The sequence below is a fragment of the Bacteroides sp. FSHCM14E1 genome (assembly GCF_019633785.1).
GTDB classification, from domain to species: Bacteria; Bacteroidota; Bacteroidia; order Bacteroidales; family Bacteroidaceae; genus Bacteroides; species Bacteroides hominis.
Genome location: NZ_JADKYL010000004.1, coordinates 289,194 through 303,792 on the forward strand (window position 1 = coordinate 289,194; position 14,599 = coordinate 303,792).

General features: G+C 47.5%; 8 protein-coding genes. 6 read left to right on the forward strand and 2 right to left on the reverse strand.

Annotation, left to right across the window (positions count from 1 at the left end; genetic code table 11):
• Nucleotides 1–58 precede the first annotated feature (58 nt).
• The 3 genes from ISX59_RS08850 (at nt 59) to ISX59_RS08860 (ending at nt 3,670) form a co-directional block, all read left to right on the forward strand.
• Nucleotides 59–1,513 (forward strand): ATP-binding cassette domain-containing protein, encoded by a 1,455-nt coding sequence (locus tag ISX59_RS08850; protein WP_005807594.1) that lies wholly within the window; start codon nt 59–61, stop codon nt 1,511–1,513.
• 190 nt (nt 1,514–1,703) lie between these two features.
• On the forward strand, nt 1,704–2,450 hold the full coding sequence (gpmA, locus tag ISX59_RS08855; RefSeq protein WP_005807593.1) for a 2,3-diphosphoglycerate-dependent phosphoglycerate mutase: 747 nt from the start codon (nt 1,704–1,706) through the stop codon (nt 2,448–2,450).
• Between the two features lie 167 nt (nt 2,451–2,617).
• Nucleotides 2,618–3,670 carry a class I fructose-bisphosphate aldolase gene (locus ISX59_RS08860; RefSeq protein ID WP_005780549.1) on the forward strand — a complete coding sequence of 351 codons (1,053 nt, stop codon included), beginning with the start codon at nt 2,618–2,620 and terminating at the stop codon, nt 3,668–3,670.
• Nucleotides 3,671–3,848: 178 nt separating this feature from the next.
• On the opposite strand, the gene ISX59_RS08865 is transcribed toward ISX59_RS08860, so the two are convergent.
• Complete coding sequence (locus ISX59_RS08865; RefSeq protein ID WP_220575829.1) at nt 3,849–6,767, reverse strand: two-component regulator propeller domain-containing protein; 2,919 nt, start codon at nt 6,765–6,767, stop codon at nt 3,849–3,851.
• Between the two features lie 196 nt (nt 6,768–6,963).
• Between ISX59_RS08865 and ISX59_RS08870 the strand changes: the two genes are divergently transcribed.
• Nucleotides 6,964–8,613, forward strand: a complete 1,650-nt coding sequence (locus ISX59_RS08870; protein WP_005780545.1) for a beta-N-acetylhexosaminidase — start codon at nt 6,964–6,966, stop codon at nt 8,611–8,613.
• Between the two features lie 100 nt (nt 8,614–8,713).
• Here the strand turns inward: ISX59_RS08870 and ISX59_RS08875 are convergent, their stop codons facing one another.
• Nucleotides 8,714–10,180, reverse strand: a complete 1,467-nt coding sequence (locus ISX59_RS08875; protein WP_005807589.1) for an arylsulfatase — start codon at nt 10,178–10,180, stop codon at nt 8,714–8,716.
• Nucleotides 10,181–10,585: 405 nt separating this feature from the next.
• On the opposite strand from ISX59_RS08875, the gene ISX59_RS08880 reads away from it, so the two are divergent.
• Together ISX59_RS08880 and ISX59_RS08885 are read left to right on the forward strand one after the other, a co-directional pair.
• On the forward strand, nt 10,586–12,172 hold the full coding sequence (locus ISX59_RS08880) for a sulfatase (RefSeq protein WP_080594296.1): 1,587 nt from the start codon (nt 10,586–10,588) through the stop codon (nt 12,170–12,172).
• Between the two features lie 17 nt (nt 12,173–12,189).
• Entirely contained in the window at nt 12,190–14,508 is a 2,319-nt protein-coding gene (locus ISX59_RS08885; RefSeq protein WP_005807585.1) for a glycoside hydrolase family 20 protein, read from the forward strand.
• Nucleotides 14,509–14,599 lie beyond the last annotated feature (91 nt).

Genomic DNA, 14,599 nt, shown 5'->3' on the forward strand with positions numbered 1-14,599 from the left:
CTGTCTCTTTGTGCGGATTTTGATATACTTTTGCTCCGCCTAATAATGAAATAGGATAATGGAACAATACACATTCAGTATAGCGGGTGGCGTAGCACGCAACCCGCTTGTACGTTTGGCACAACCTGTCACAGCACAAATCGCTGCCGGCGAACACATTGCTATCGTAGGTCCCAACGGCGGAGGGAAGAGTTTGTTTGTAGATACGCTTCTGGGTAAATATCCCTTGCGTGAAGGTACGGTGAAATACGATTTTTCTCCTTCTTCTACTCAGACAGTATATGATAACGTGAAATACATTGCTTTTCGTGATACATACGGTGCAGCAGATGCTAACTATTATTATCAGCAACGCTGGAATGCCCACGATCAGGAAGATGCCCCCTCCGTGCGGGAGATGCTGGGGGAAATCAAAGATAAACGGCTGAAAGAGGAATTGTTTGAACTCTTCCGCATCGAGCCGTTGTTGGACAAGAAGATCATTCTCCTTTCCAGTGGGGAGTTGCGCAAATTTCAGCTGACTAAAACTTTGCTGACTGCCCCCCGGGTACTGATAATGGACAATCCTTTTATTGGTTTGGATGCACCGACCCGTGAACTGCTTTTCTCCCTGCTCGAACGCCTCACCCGGCTGTCGTCTGTGCAAATCATCCTTGTGCTTTCGATGCTCGATGATATTCCTTCGTTCATTACCCATGTGATTCCGGTAGAAGACTTGACTGTGCTTCCGAAAATGGAACGAGGGGCTTACCTGACTGCATTCCGTGTGACCGATGTACCCGTGACTCTGGACGCATTGCAACAACGTATAGCCGGATTGCCTTATGACGGAACCAACTATGATTCCGGGGAGGTGGTAAAATTAAATAAGGTCAGCATCCGTTATGATGACCGTACCATCCTGAAAGAACTCGACTGGACTGTCCGTCGGGGCGAGAAGTGGGCATTGAGCGGAGAAAACGGTGCCGGTAAATCTACGTTGCTTAGTTTGGTTTGTGCGGATAATCCTCAGTCGTATGCTTGTGACATCAGCCTTTTCGGACGCAAGCGGGGTACAGGTGAAAGCATTTGGGAGATAAAAAAGCATATCGGTTACGTCAGTCCCGAAATGCACCGTGCCTATCTTAAGAATCTGCCGGCCATTGAGATTGTAGCTTCCGGGTTGCATGACAGCATCGGCTTGTATAAGCGTCCACAGGAAAGCCAGATGGCCACCTGCGAGTGGTGGATGGATGTGTTTGGCATTGCCGCTCTGAAAGACAGACCTTTTCTTCAACTCTCGAGTGGTGAACAGCGCTTGGCATTGCTGGCCCGTGCTTTCGTGAAAGATCCGGAATTACTTATTCTGGACGAACCGCTGCACGGACTCGATACGTACAATCGCCGGCGGGTGAAAAAGATCATCGAGGCCTTCTGCTGCCGTGAAGATAAAACGATGATTATGGTAACCCATTATGAGTCGGAACTGCCCTCTGTCATTACCGATCGCCTTTTTCTAAAGAGAAATCGTTGATATTCAAACACAGAGCACACAGAGTTATCTCTTACTTCGAAAGAATGGTCTTTTGCATTCTCTGTGTACTCTGTGGCAAATTTACAACTCACTTTCATCATTTTTAGGTATTGACTGTTCCTTTTACTTTCGTGAACTTTGTACTCAATACAAATGTTCTATAATAAACACCTAAAGAAAGGAGAGTTGAATGAAAAAGATTGTGTTGCTCCGTCATGGAGAAAGTGCATGGAACAAGGAGAACCGTTTTACCGGCTGGACCGATGTCGATCTGACAGAAAAGGGAATTGCCGAAGCCTGCAAAGCGGGTGAACTACTGAAAGAAAATGGATTTAATTTCGATAAAGCTTATACTTCGTACCTTAAACGAGCGGTGAAAACGCTGAATTGTGTGCTCGACCGGATGGATCAGGACTGGATTCCGGTGGAGAAGAGTTGGCGTCTGAATGAGAAGCATTATGGCGATCTGCAAGGATTGAATAAAAGCGAGACGGCTGCCAAATACGGTGACGAACAGGTACTTATCTGGCGCAGGAGTTATGATATAGCTCCCAATGCCCTGTCGGAAGACGATCCGAGAAATCCACGTTTTGAGAACCGCTATCGGGAAGTGCCCGATGCAGAACTTCCCCGGACGGAATCTTTGAAAGATACCATCGACCGCATCATGCCTTATTGGAAATGTATCATTTTCCCGAATCTGAAAACCGCTGATGAAATTCTGGTGGTTGCCCACGGCAACAGTTTGCGGGGCATTATCAAGCACTTGAAGCACATCTCCGATGAAGAGATCGTGAAACTGAATCTGCCGACTGCTGTTCCTTACGTATTTGAATTCAGTGACGAACTGAATCTGGAAAAAGACTATTTCCTGGGTGACCCCGAAGAAATCCGGAAACTGATGGAAGCGGTTGCCAATCAGGGAAAGAAAAAATAAGATAAGAGGAAACCCCTCATTACGGAATAAAAATGAATATTATTCACCACAGAGTACACGGAGGACACAGAGTTTTAATCTCTTGTTTATTAAGATGTTTAAGAGAAAGATATTCTCTGTGTTCTCTGTGTACTCCGTGGTGAATAAAACTCAAAACCATTACAATTATGAATAAAATTATAGAACTATTGGGTAATCAGGCTGAATACTACCTGAACCACACTTGTAAAACCATTGATAAATCACTGATTCACGTGCCGTCACCGGATACGATCGATAAGATATGGATCGACTCGGACCGTAACATACAGACCTTACGCAGCTTGCAGACTTTGCTGGGACATGGTCGTCTGGCAAATACGGGATATGTGTCCATTCTTCCTGTCGACCAGGATATTGAGCATACAGCCGGAGCTTCGTTCGCTCCGAATCCCATCTATTTCGACCCGGAAAATATTGTAAAACTGGCCATTGAAGGCGGATGTAATGCCGTTGCTTCTACTTTCGGTATTTTGGGGGCTGTTGCCCGTAAGTATGCTCACAAAATTCCGTTTGTAGTGAAACTGAACCATAATGAACTGCTGTCTTATCCCAATTCGTATGATCAGGTGTTGTTTGGCACCGTCAAGGAGGCATGGGAGATGGGAGCGGTGGCTGTGGGAGCTACTATCTATTTCGGTTCCGAGCAAAGCCGTCGTCAGTTGGTAGAGATTGCCGAGGCTTTTGACTATGCGCATGAATTGGGCATGGCCACTATCTTGTGGTGTTATCTGCGCAACAATGATTTTAAGAAAGACGGGGTAGACTATCATGCTGCCGCTGACCTAACCGGGCAGGCAGACCGTCTTGGAGTTACCATTAAAGCGGATATTGTGAAGCAGAAGTTGCCTACTAATAACGGTGGCTTCAAAGCAATTCATTTTGGAAAGACAGACGAAAGAATGTATACCGAACTGACTACCGATCACCCGATTGATCTTTGCCGTTATCAGGTAGCCAACGGATATATGGGACGTGTCGGTTTGATTAATTCCGGTGGCGAATCACATGGAGCTTCCGACCTGAAAGACGCTGTTGTTACGGCGGTAGTGAATAAACGTGCCGGTGGTATGGGGTTGATTAGCGGACGTAAAGCTTTCCAGAAACCGATGAAAGAGGGAGTGGAATTGCTCAATGCCATCCAGGATGTATATCTGGATGCATCTGTCACCATTGCTTGATTGAGTTTGATTGTTAGAATGGAGAATGGGGTATGGCTGTGTCGTACTCCATTTTTTATTCAGTGAAGTTATATTCGGATAAGAAATATGCTGGGTCCGAAAGGGTGTAGCTATCCGAGGCATAGGGTGTAGCCATGTACTCCGGATGGTTATACCCTATGCATCGGATGGCTACACCCTATTGCTTTTTCCTTATTTTCTCTTTATACTGAGTCGGTGTCTCTCCTGTATATTGCTTGAATGAAGTACTGAAATAACGGGATGTTGTAAATCCTATTTTTTCCGCTATCTCTGTAAAGGTGAGATCGGTGGTTGAGATCAGTTGGATGGCCTTTTCCATGCGGAATTTATTGATGTAATCGTTGGCGCCCATGTTGGTCATGGCCTTTAACTTGTTGTAGAGTGAAGCACGGCTCAATCCCATTTCCGTACAGAGGAAGGTGACGTCCAGTTCGGGACTGTCCAAGTGGTCGGTGATTAGCCGGTTCAGTTTTCGTAGGAAAGTCTCGTCTGGTTGGCTGAGTTCGCTCTTTTCCTCTTTGGGTATATTTTTAATGTCGGTGTCCGTTTTACTTTTCTCTCCGTTACGGAGCCGGTTTCGTATCAGCTCTACGATTTGCAGTTCTCTTTCACCCGTCTCGGTGAACGAGGGGAGGAGTTCGTTGCTGACATTGACCAGGAATCGGATTTTTTCTTCATATTCCTGTAACTCCCGCTCTTTTAGTTCCCATTTCAACCGGTTTTGCCTGCGGCGCAGAATGGTGAGAATGACGGCAGCAATGACACCCGATGCAATAAGCAATACACAGATGATGAACCATCCGCTCCGGTACCAGGGAGGTAGTATGGTGAGTGACAGGATAGGACGGAAGGGAGTCCAGTCGCCATTCTTGGTACTGCATGCGGCCAATATCCGATATTTGCCTGCCGGAAGTGAACGGATAATCAGTTCCGGATCGTACGATTCAATCGGTTCGTCGTTCAATCCTTCTATCTGATAACGGTATCTTTTTTTACGGAAAATATCTTGTTCGTGGGACATTATGCGTAAGGTTATGGTCCGGCTGTCCTGCGGGAGGGTCAGTTTCTCCGGCTGTCCTGTTATCTGCTTAATGGCCGGTTCGCCGTTTATGTATACGTCGGTCAGTTCCACTTCCGGAAAGTCGGATGGAGCTGTCGAAAAACGGTTGTCGATGCAGAGCAGTCCGTTTGCGCCTCCCATATAAACTTCTCCCTTGCCGGAGACAAGCCGGGGCTTTGCCAGATATTCATTCGGAATAACTCCGTCCGATTCGCCGAAAAGGATGAACTTCCGGGATTGCAGCATCCAGGCAAACAACATGTGGTCTGCCCCGATCCATACTTTTCCCCGATGATCGCAAATGACCGAACTCACTTCACCGAACAGGGAAGTTGGCAACGGATGATACCGGTTGGTCGACGGCGTATACTGTCCCAGTCCGGTGTTGCTGCCAATCCAGAAATCACCTTTCTCGTCCATCGAAACAGAATATAATAATGTATCGCCCGTACAGCTGAAAAGTCTTTTCAGACAGTTGTTTGTCCGGTCCAGTTCGTAGAGGGTACGGCTGTCGTTGAGGTAGGTGAAACGCTCGTTGTGGGCAATGGCATTCATGCTGCCGGCAATCTCCATACCTTCTTCTTCATTCACTACGCGTATTTTCTGCGAGCCGGTGTCGTATCGGTAAATATGTCCTGCCAGCAAGAGGACGCTGCCCGGTTCGTCCTGATAGACATTTACCGCCATTCCGCTGTAGTAGAGATATTGTTTGAGGCGGGGATGGTCGATGGTCAGTAACTGTTGCTCTCCATTCGCTTTGTTGTAAACAAACAATCCTTTTGAAAAGACAGAGAGTAAGAGCGTTTCCCGGGTGAAACCGGCGATAGAGACTACTTTGTCTCCCCAGGTAGACCGGTCGTGACGGAACTCTTCCGTGTCGGGGTCAAGACTGTTGATACCTCCGCCGTCTGTACCGATCCAGATCCGTCCGTCCGATTCGTCCTGATAAAGACTCAGTACGGCGGGATCACTCAGCCCTTTGCTACTTCCGGGAAAGACATCGGTATAGGTCTTCATGGATACTTCACGGATATTGATCAAACCCTTGCGAATGCTTCCGGCCCACATGTTGTTATAGGTATCGTTGTAGAGCGATAGGATAGAGTTGACGGGAAGTGAATAGTTATCTCCGGGAATATGTTCAAGAACGCTGATCTGATGGTTGTCCGGACGTATGATATTGATACCTCCTCCGTCTGTTCCTACCCAGATGTGCGAGTCCCGTTCGGCTATGCTAAGCACCACGTTGTTGCTGAGGCGGGAGTTTGCGGTAGTGTACGAGGCTAACAATCTGCCTTCGGGACTGAAGCAGCGCAAGCCTTCATTGTAGGGGGCCACCCAGATGCGGTTGTGCGAGTCGATCAGAAGTGCCATGATCTCTTTCCCACAGTCGAATGGAGGGAGACGGCGTTCTCCCGAACGGAGATTGATCAACCTGAGACCTTGCCATCGGCTGCAACATAGCAGCGTCTCTTCGTCCCATCGGCTGATGGCGGAGATGGCGAAGTAAGGGTCGGAACTGAAGTCCAGCAGAAGTTTTACGGAACGGTTTTCGTAATCGTAACGATAGATGCGGTTGCGGCCGCCGAAGATCACCCCCTGTTCCGTCAGGCAAGCGGAATAGGCGAGGATGGAATGTCCCTGTTCGTCTTGTGGAGTTGTAAAATCGTCGCTTTGCCTGCGATACTGCGCTATTCCGTCATCGGTCAGTACCCAGATGTTGTGTTGATTGTCTTCAATGATCTGATGGATGTAATTGTGTGGCAACGAGTGCGCATCTTCTTTCCGGTGGATATATTTCTTCAGCTTTTCTCCGTCGAACCTTCCCAATCCCGCATTGGTGCCTATCCATACGAAACCTTTGGGTTCGGTATAGATACATCGCACGGTAGAAGGGAGTCCCTCCTTCAGGGAAATCTGTTTATAGTAGTAATGGCCGGCTTTCAGCGGGAGGCAGCAGACTGCCAGAAGTATGGTCAACCAACAGAGAAGGCCGGTATATGGGTTGTTTTTCATGGATGCATATCTATCACGTTAACGGCAAAAGTAACAGTTTGCATAGACGTGACCAAAAAAATGGAAATAAAATCTTATCTTTGCCGAAATGAATAACATTAACCACAGAGTACACAGAGTCCCATAGAGCGTATCTTCTATGCTTCCTTCCTCTATGGAACTCGGTGTGACTCTGTGGTGAGCAAATCAAAACACTATGAACAAGAGATTATTATTCCGTTTAGCTCCCGGTTTGTTGGCCGTTGTGCTATTCTGTGCCTGTCGCCCCGCAGTTATCGAAAAGGGGAATCTGGACGTAATTCCTCAGCCGCAAGAGATTGTCCTTGCCCAAGACACTACACCTTTTGTTATCAACCACAGTACTACGATCATCTATCCGGCAGCTAATGAAAAAATGCATCGTACTGCCGATTTTCTGGCTACCTTTATAAAAGAGATGACCGGAACCGAAGTCCGTGTGTCCGATAAAGAGAAGGGCAGTAACGCCATTATCCTTGCTGTAGATACGACAATGACTCACCCGGAAGGTTATAAACTTGAGATCACCCCCGAGAAGGTTCTTCTCACCGGAGGCAGTGAGGCCGGAGTATTCTACGGTACCCAAACCATCCACAAAGCCCTTCCGATTCTGAAGGACGGAAAAGTGGCGGCAGCTCTTCCTGCCGGGACGGTTACCGACTTTCCCCGTTTCCGTTATCGTGGATTCATGATCGACGTAGGTCGCCATTTCTTCCCCGTCAGCTACCTCAAACAGATGATTGACCTGATGGCATTGCATAACATCAACTATTTCCATTGGCACCTGACCGAAGACCAGGGGTGGAGAATTGAAATCAAAAAGTATCCCAAACTAACGGAAATAGGTTCCAGACGAGATTCTACCATTATTGACTGGGAAACCAAGAAGTTCGATGGAAAGCCTCACAGTGGTTTCTATACACAGGATGAAGCCCGTGAGATTGTCCGTTATGCGGCCGATCGCTTCATTACGGTAGTTCCCGAAATAGACCTTCCGGGACATACTACAGCCGCCCTGGCTTCTTATCCGGAACTGGGTTGCACGGGTGGTCCCTATAAGGTGCTTTGTTCATTTGGTGTATTTTCCGATGTGCTTTGTGCCGGTAACGAACAGACACTTCAGTTTACTAAAGACGTGTTGGACGAGATTATGGATATTTTCCCTTCCGAATACATTCATATCGGTGGAGACGAGTGTCCGAAGAGCCGTTGGGAGAAATGCCCTAAATGTCAGGCTAAAATTAAGGAACTGGGTATCAAAGCGCTGCCTAAACATTCGAAAGAGAATCAGTTGCAGACCTATTTCATGTCTGAGTTGGAGAAAGAGATCAACGCCCACGGACGCCGTATGTTGGGATGGGACGAAGTATTGGAAGGCGGTCTGACCCCGAATTCTACCATCATGTCATGGAGGGGTATTCAAGGAGGCATCGAAGCTGCGCGCCAGCATCACGATGTCATCATGACTCCTATCCAACGGCTCTATTTCAGCAATCCGCGCATTAATAAGATGACCGGATTCGAATGGATGAATCGTGTATATAACTTCGAACCTGTTCCTGCCGAACTGACCGATGCCGAAAAGAAGTTTGTAATCGGTACTCAAGGTTGTATCTGGACGGAGTGGACTGCCGATTCAACCAAGATGGAGTGGCAGATTTTACCTCGAATGGCTGCTTTGTCCGAAATACAATGGACATTGCCGGAACATAAAAATTTTGACCGTTTCATGGAACGTCTGCCTGAGATGTTGAAGATTTATTCCGATCTGGGGTATGGCTACCGGAAAGATGTCTTTGCGGCAGATACGGTGGCAGTGAAGCAATAACTGCAAGTTATTAATAATATAGAGGGCACAGAGATAACTTCTTTCAATGGAAAATCTCTGTGCCCTCTGTGTATTCTGTAATGAAGTAAAATGTTTCTTCTTATTTTTCTCCCGGTAACAGTGGGAAATTAGGATTCGGCACATGTGCAGCCTGCATAATGCCTTTCAGTTCGGCCACTTTTTCCGGGAACTGGTTCAGTACATTGTGGCGTTCCGACGGATCGGAATTCAGGTTATAGAGTTCGAAATACGGATTTTTGCCGCGAACGTTCATGTGAACTAACTTCCACGGGCCTTTACGTACGGCTTGGCGTCCGTTCATCTCCTGGAACTCAAAATACAGATATTCGTGTTCTTTCTGTCCTTTGCGGTTTTCAAGTAGTGGTAACAGGCTCACACCGTCCATCTGTTGGTTCTTGGCTTTCGGGTTCAATATTTCACGGAAAGTGGGCATTACATCCCAGAACGAACACATGAAGTCGGTTTGGGTGCTGGGTTGTACACGTTCCGGCCAAGAGATGATCATCGGTACACGGATTCCTCCTTCGTAGAGGTCGCGTTTATATCCGCGCCAGATACCGTTGCTATTGAAGAAGTCCGGATCGGCTCCTCCTTCCATGTGCGGTCCGTTATCGCTGGCAAAGATGATGATGGTGTTGTCATAGATACCCATATCTTTCAGCTTCTGTACAATCTGGCCTACATATACGTCGAGGCGGTAAACCATGGCTGCAAACGTTGCGTGAGGGTAGAACTGAGAGCAGTATCCGCCTTTACGGAATGCCGGGTTACCCGGTTCGGTGCCATGGAAAGGTTTCTCGGGATACTTGCCGCGGAACTTTTTGATAATGCTGTCTTCGGGCACAATCAGTTCGGCATGAGGGATGATGGTAGGATACCACATGCAGAACGATTCTCCGCTTTTTCCCATCCGGTCAAGGAAGTCGAGTGCCTTTGAGTGGATCAGGTCTTGTGAGTAAGTACCTTTGCCATACTGCACATCCAGTGTGTTGTCTTTCAACTCTACTCGTTTGTCATTGTCCCACAAGTGATCGGGATAGTAGCTGTGTGCCAGCAATTGGCAGTTGTAACCGTAGAATTCGTCAATTCCCTGTTTTTTCGGATCGCCTGTAGAGCCGATGAATCCCAGTCCCCATTTACCGAAAGCGCCGGTTTTGTATCCTGCGTTCTGAAAATCGTGGAAGATGGTCTGTGCATCTGCCGGCAAAGGGAATTGTCCTTCCGGATCGAGTTCGACGTTACCACGGATAGCCGTATGTCCGCTATGAGTGCCTGTCAGCAGGCAAGAGCGTGAGGGGGCACTTACCGTTGTTCCCGAATAACATTGGGTGAAGCGCATTCCTTCCTGGGCCAGTTTGTCGATGTTGGGAGTTTCGAACTTCTCTTGTCCGTAGCAACTCAGGTCACCGAATCCGAGGTCATCGGCCAAAATGAAAACTACGTTCGGCTTTTTGGGGTCCTGAACTTTTTTCTTTTGTGCAAACGCTTGTTGTGTTCCGGCCATGCCGACAAGCAGCGCACTGCTGAGCAATAATTTTTGATTCATAAAAAGAGTTTGTTGATTAGGTTTGTATTTAGTTCATTCAGTATTTGTTTTTGAGTTTAATTCACCACGGAGGCCACAGAGAACACAGAGAATATCTTTCTCTCAAACATCTTAATCAACAAGAGATCAAAACTCTGTGTCCTCCGTGTACTCTGTGGTGAATCGTATTCATTTCTAAACAGTTTTGTCAGGCTTCTATGTCTGCAAATATACAAATTTCAGTTAAGACTCGTTCACGACAGGCTTCCGATTTTGTCTATCCGATGTTCAAAAACGTCTATAAATGCCCTTTTTATTCCATTATTAGACGTTTTCAGAAGAATCATAGTTGTTTTTGAACTCTATGGGGTGTTAAAACTCTTTATATTTGTACCACTAATTAATCCCTAATAGAAAAACTACTTTATGATGAACAACCTATCTTCCGGAATTCTCTGCTCGCTGACAGGTGCGGCGGCAGTAGCTTCTTTGGCTTCATGTGCCACAGGCAAACAGAAAGAAGAGCAAAAGCCCCTGAACATTGTTTATATTATGACGGACGACCATACGGCACAAATGATGAGCTGCTACGATACCCGTTATATGGAAACTCCGAACCTCGACCGTATTGCCCGTGACGGCGTGCGTTTTACAAATTCCTTCGTTGCAAACTCTCTGAGCGGTCCCAGCCGTGCTTGTATGATCACAGGCAAGCATAGTTGTGCCAACAAGTTTTATGACAATACTACCTGCGTGTTCGACAGTTCCCAGCAAACTTTCCCGAAACTGCTTCAGAAGGCCGGCTATCAAACTGCACTCGTAGGCAAGTGGCACCTTGAGAGTCTGCCCTCAGGATTCAATTATTGGGAGATCGTGCCCGGACAAGGTGACTATTATAACCCCGACTTTATCACTCAGGACAACGACACCGTTCACAGACATGGGTACATTACCAACTTGATTACTGATGACGCTATCGATTGGATGGAGAACAAACGTGACGAGAGCAAACCGTTCTGTCTGCTGATTCACCATAAGGCTATCCATCGCAACTGGATGGCGGATACCTGTAACCTGGCTTTGTACGAAGACAAAACCTTCCCGCTGCCCGACAATTTCTTTGACGATTACGAAGGCCGTCCGGCTGCCGCAGCGCAAGAGATGAGTATTGTGAAGGATATGGATATGATTTATGACCTGAAGATGCTTCGCCCCGATAAAGATTCACGTTTAAAATCGCTCTACCAGAGATTTCTGGGACGTATGGACGAAGGACAACGTGCGGCATGGGATAAATTCTACGGTCCGTTGATCGATGACTTCTACAAGCTGAATCTAAGTGGGAAGGAACTTGCCAACTGGAAGTTCCAGCGTTACATGCGTGACTATATGAAGACAGTGAAGTCGCTGGACGACAATGTGGGACGTGTGCTCGACTATCTTGAAAAGAAAGGATTACTGGATAACACCCTGGTAGTCTACACTTCTGACCAAGGCTTCTATATGGGCGAACACGGCTGGTTCGACAAACGCTTCATGTACGAAGAATCGATGCGCACACCGCTGATCATGCGTATGCCGAAGGGGTTTGACCGTCGTGGCGACATTACCGAAATGGTTCAGAACATCGACTATGCACCTACGTTCCTCGAATTGGCCGGTGCTCCCGTTCCTGCCGATATTCAGGGTGTATCTCTGTTACCGTTGCTGAAGGGTGAACAACCCAAAGACTGGCGGAAGGCACTGTACTATCATTTCTATGAGTATCCTGCCGAACATATGGTGAAACGCCACTACGGGGTACGTACCGAACGCTATAAACTGATTCATTTCTACAATGACATCAACTGGTGGGAACTTTATGATATGCAGGCTGATCCGACGGAGATGCATAATCTGTACGGGCAGAAAGAATACGAACCTGTAGTGAAAGAACTCAAAGAGCAGATGTTGCAACTTCAGGAACAGTATAATGATCCGGTACGTTTCTCGCCGGAGAGAGATAAAGAATAAGTGGAAATCCCGGATATATGAAACACATTATAATATGCATACTCCTGCTGACGCTCTGCCCCCTTGCGGCGTTGCAGGCCGATGACTTAACACAAACAGTTTCTATAGTCCCCTGCCCGGTACAAATGGTATCGGGCACCGGGCATTTCCGTTTTTCCGGAGGTACTACGCTGGCTGTGGAAAATGCCGAGCAGGCGAAAGTGGTACGGAATTTTATAAACCTCTTCACCAAAGCTGCCGGGTTTACTCCCGTACTGAAAACGGGAAAGATGAAAGGCGATGTACGTTTCGTCACCGACAAGTCATTGAAAAGCGAAGCCTATCGGTTGGATATCATTCCGGAACAGATTACGGTCAGAGCATCGGATGTGAAAGGGTTTTTCTATGCCTTGCAGACCATCCGCCAGTTGCTTCCTCCCGATATTGAAAATCATCATACAGTCAATGCACTGTGGACGGTTCCTTGTTTGAGCATTCAGGACGAGCCCCGTTTCGGTTACCGGGGGCTAATGCTTGATGTTTCCCGCTTTTTTCTTCCCAAAGAATATGTGTTGAGAATCATCGATTGCATGGCTATGCTGAAGGTGAATAAACTCCATTTCCATCTGGTGGACGATAATGGCTGGCGGCTTGAAATTAAGAAATATCCCCGGCTGACCGAGGTCGGTGCCTGGCGGGTGGATCATACCGATGTGCCATTCCATTCGCGCCGGAATCCGTTGCCCGGAGAACCGACTCCCATCGGTGGCTTTTATACCCAGGAGGATATGAGGGAGATGATAGCTTATGCTGCCGACCGTCAGGTAGAGATCATTCCCGAGATAGAGATGCCGGCACATACCAATTCGTCACTGGCTGCTTATCCGCATCTGGCTTGTCCCGTGGTAGACCGGTTTATCGGTGTATTGCCCGGTCTGGGTGGAGACCATGCAGGAATCATCTACTGTGCCGGAAACGATAGTGTATTCACTTTTCTGCAAGATGTCATTGATGAAGTGGCTGCGCTTTTTCCTTCACATTACATCCATCTGGGTGGCGACGAAGCGCAGAAGACTTATTGGAAAAAGTGTCCTCTTTGCCAGGATCGTATGAAGAAAGAACACATTGCCCATGAAGAGGACCTTCAAGGCTATTTCATGAAGCGGATAGGCGACTATGTGCGCAGTAAAGGTAAAGAGGTGATGGGATGGGACGAGTTGACAAACAGCTTCATCCCCGAGGGAGCCGTTGTCTTCGGTTGGCAAGGGATGGGCAACGCTGCCCTGAAAGCTGCTGCGCAGGGACATCGTTTTGTGATGACTCCGGCCCGTGTGATGTACCTGATCCGTTATCAAGGACCGCAATGGTTTGAACCACTCACTTATTTTGGTAACAATACGCTGAAAGACGTTTATCAATACGAACCTGTGCAGAAGAATTGGAAGCCCGAATATGCTTCGTTACTGATGGGCGTACAGGCATCGTTATGGACGGAGTTCTGTAACCGTCCCGAGGATGTGGACTATCTCGTCTTCCCCCGTCTGGCAGCACTTGCCGAAGTGGGATGGAGTCGCCCGGAGCAGAAAAACTGGGCTTCGTTTCTGAAAGCGCTGGATCGTTATAACGAACACCTTGCCGTCAAAGGGGTGGGATACGCCCGTTCTATGTACAACATACAACATACGTCTACTCCGGTTGATGGTACATTGCAAGTGAAACTGGAGTGCATGCGTCCCGATGTGGAAATCCGTTATACAACTGATGGCACTGAGCCGGGAGCAGCTTCTGCTCTCTATACTCAGTCGCTCACGTTCCGTACCGCACAGACCTTGAAGTGTGCCACTTTTGCCGATGGGCAGCAGATGGGAAAGACCCTCGTGTTGCCTTTGTCATACAATAAGGCTACTGCGAAACCGGTATTCACCCGGGGGGCTTCCGGTGTTCCGGTTTTAACCAACGGAGTGCGTGGCAGCTTGAAACAAACCGATTCCGAATGGTGCTCGTGGACAGACAATGATAGTATTTCTTTTACGATAGATTTGCAAAAAGAAGAAAATATCCATACTTTTACGCTGGGTTCTATTACAGTGTACGGAATGGCTGTGCACAAACCGGAGTCCGTTAGTGTTGCGTTGTCTTCGGATAACATTAATTTTACGGCAGTGGGAGAGAAGCGATTTACTCCCGAAGATATTTTCCGTGAAGGAACTTATGTGGATGATTTGAAATTCGATCTGGGAACGGTAAAGGCCAGATATGTGCGCGTTACAGTTCGTGGAGCCGGAAAATGTCCTCCTGATCATGTGCGTCCCGGACAGGAAGCGCGCGTCTTTTTTGACGAAGTTATGATCGAATAGGATCCGTATTTACCTTTAAAAATCAAAGGGAGATGTGTCAAAAGTCTTCTGTCGCGAGTTTTGACACATCCCCCGAGAAAGATAATTGAAT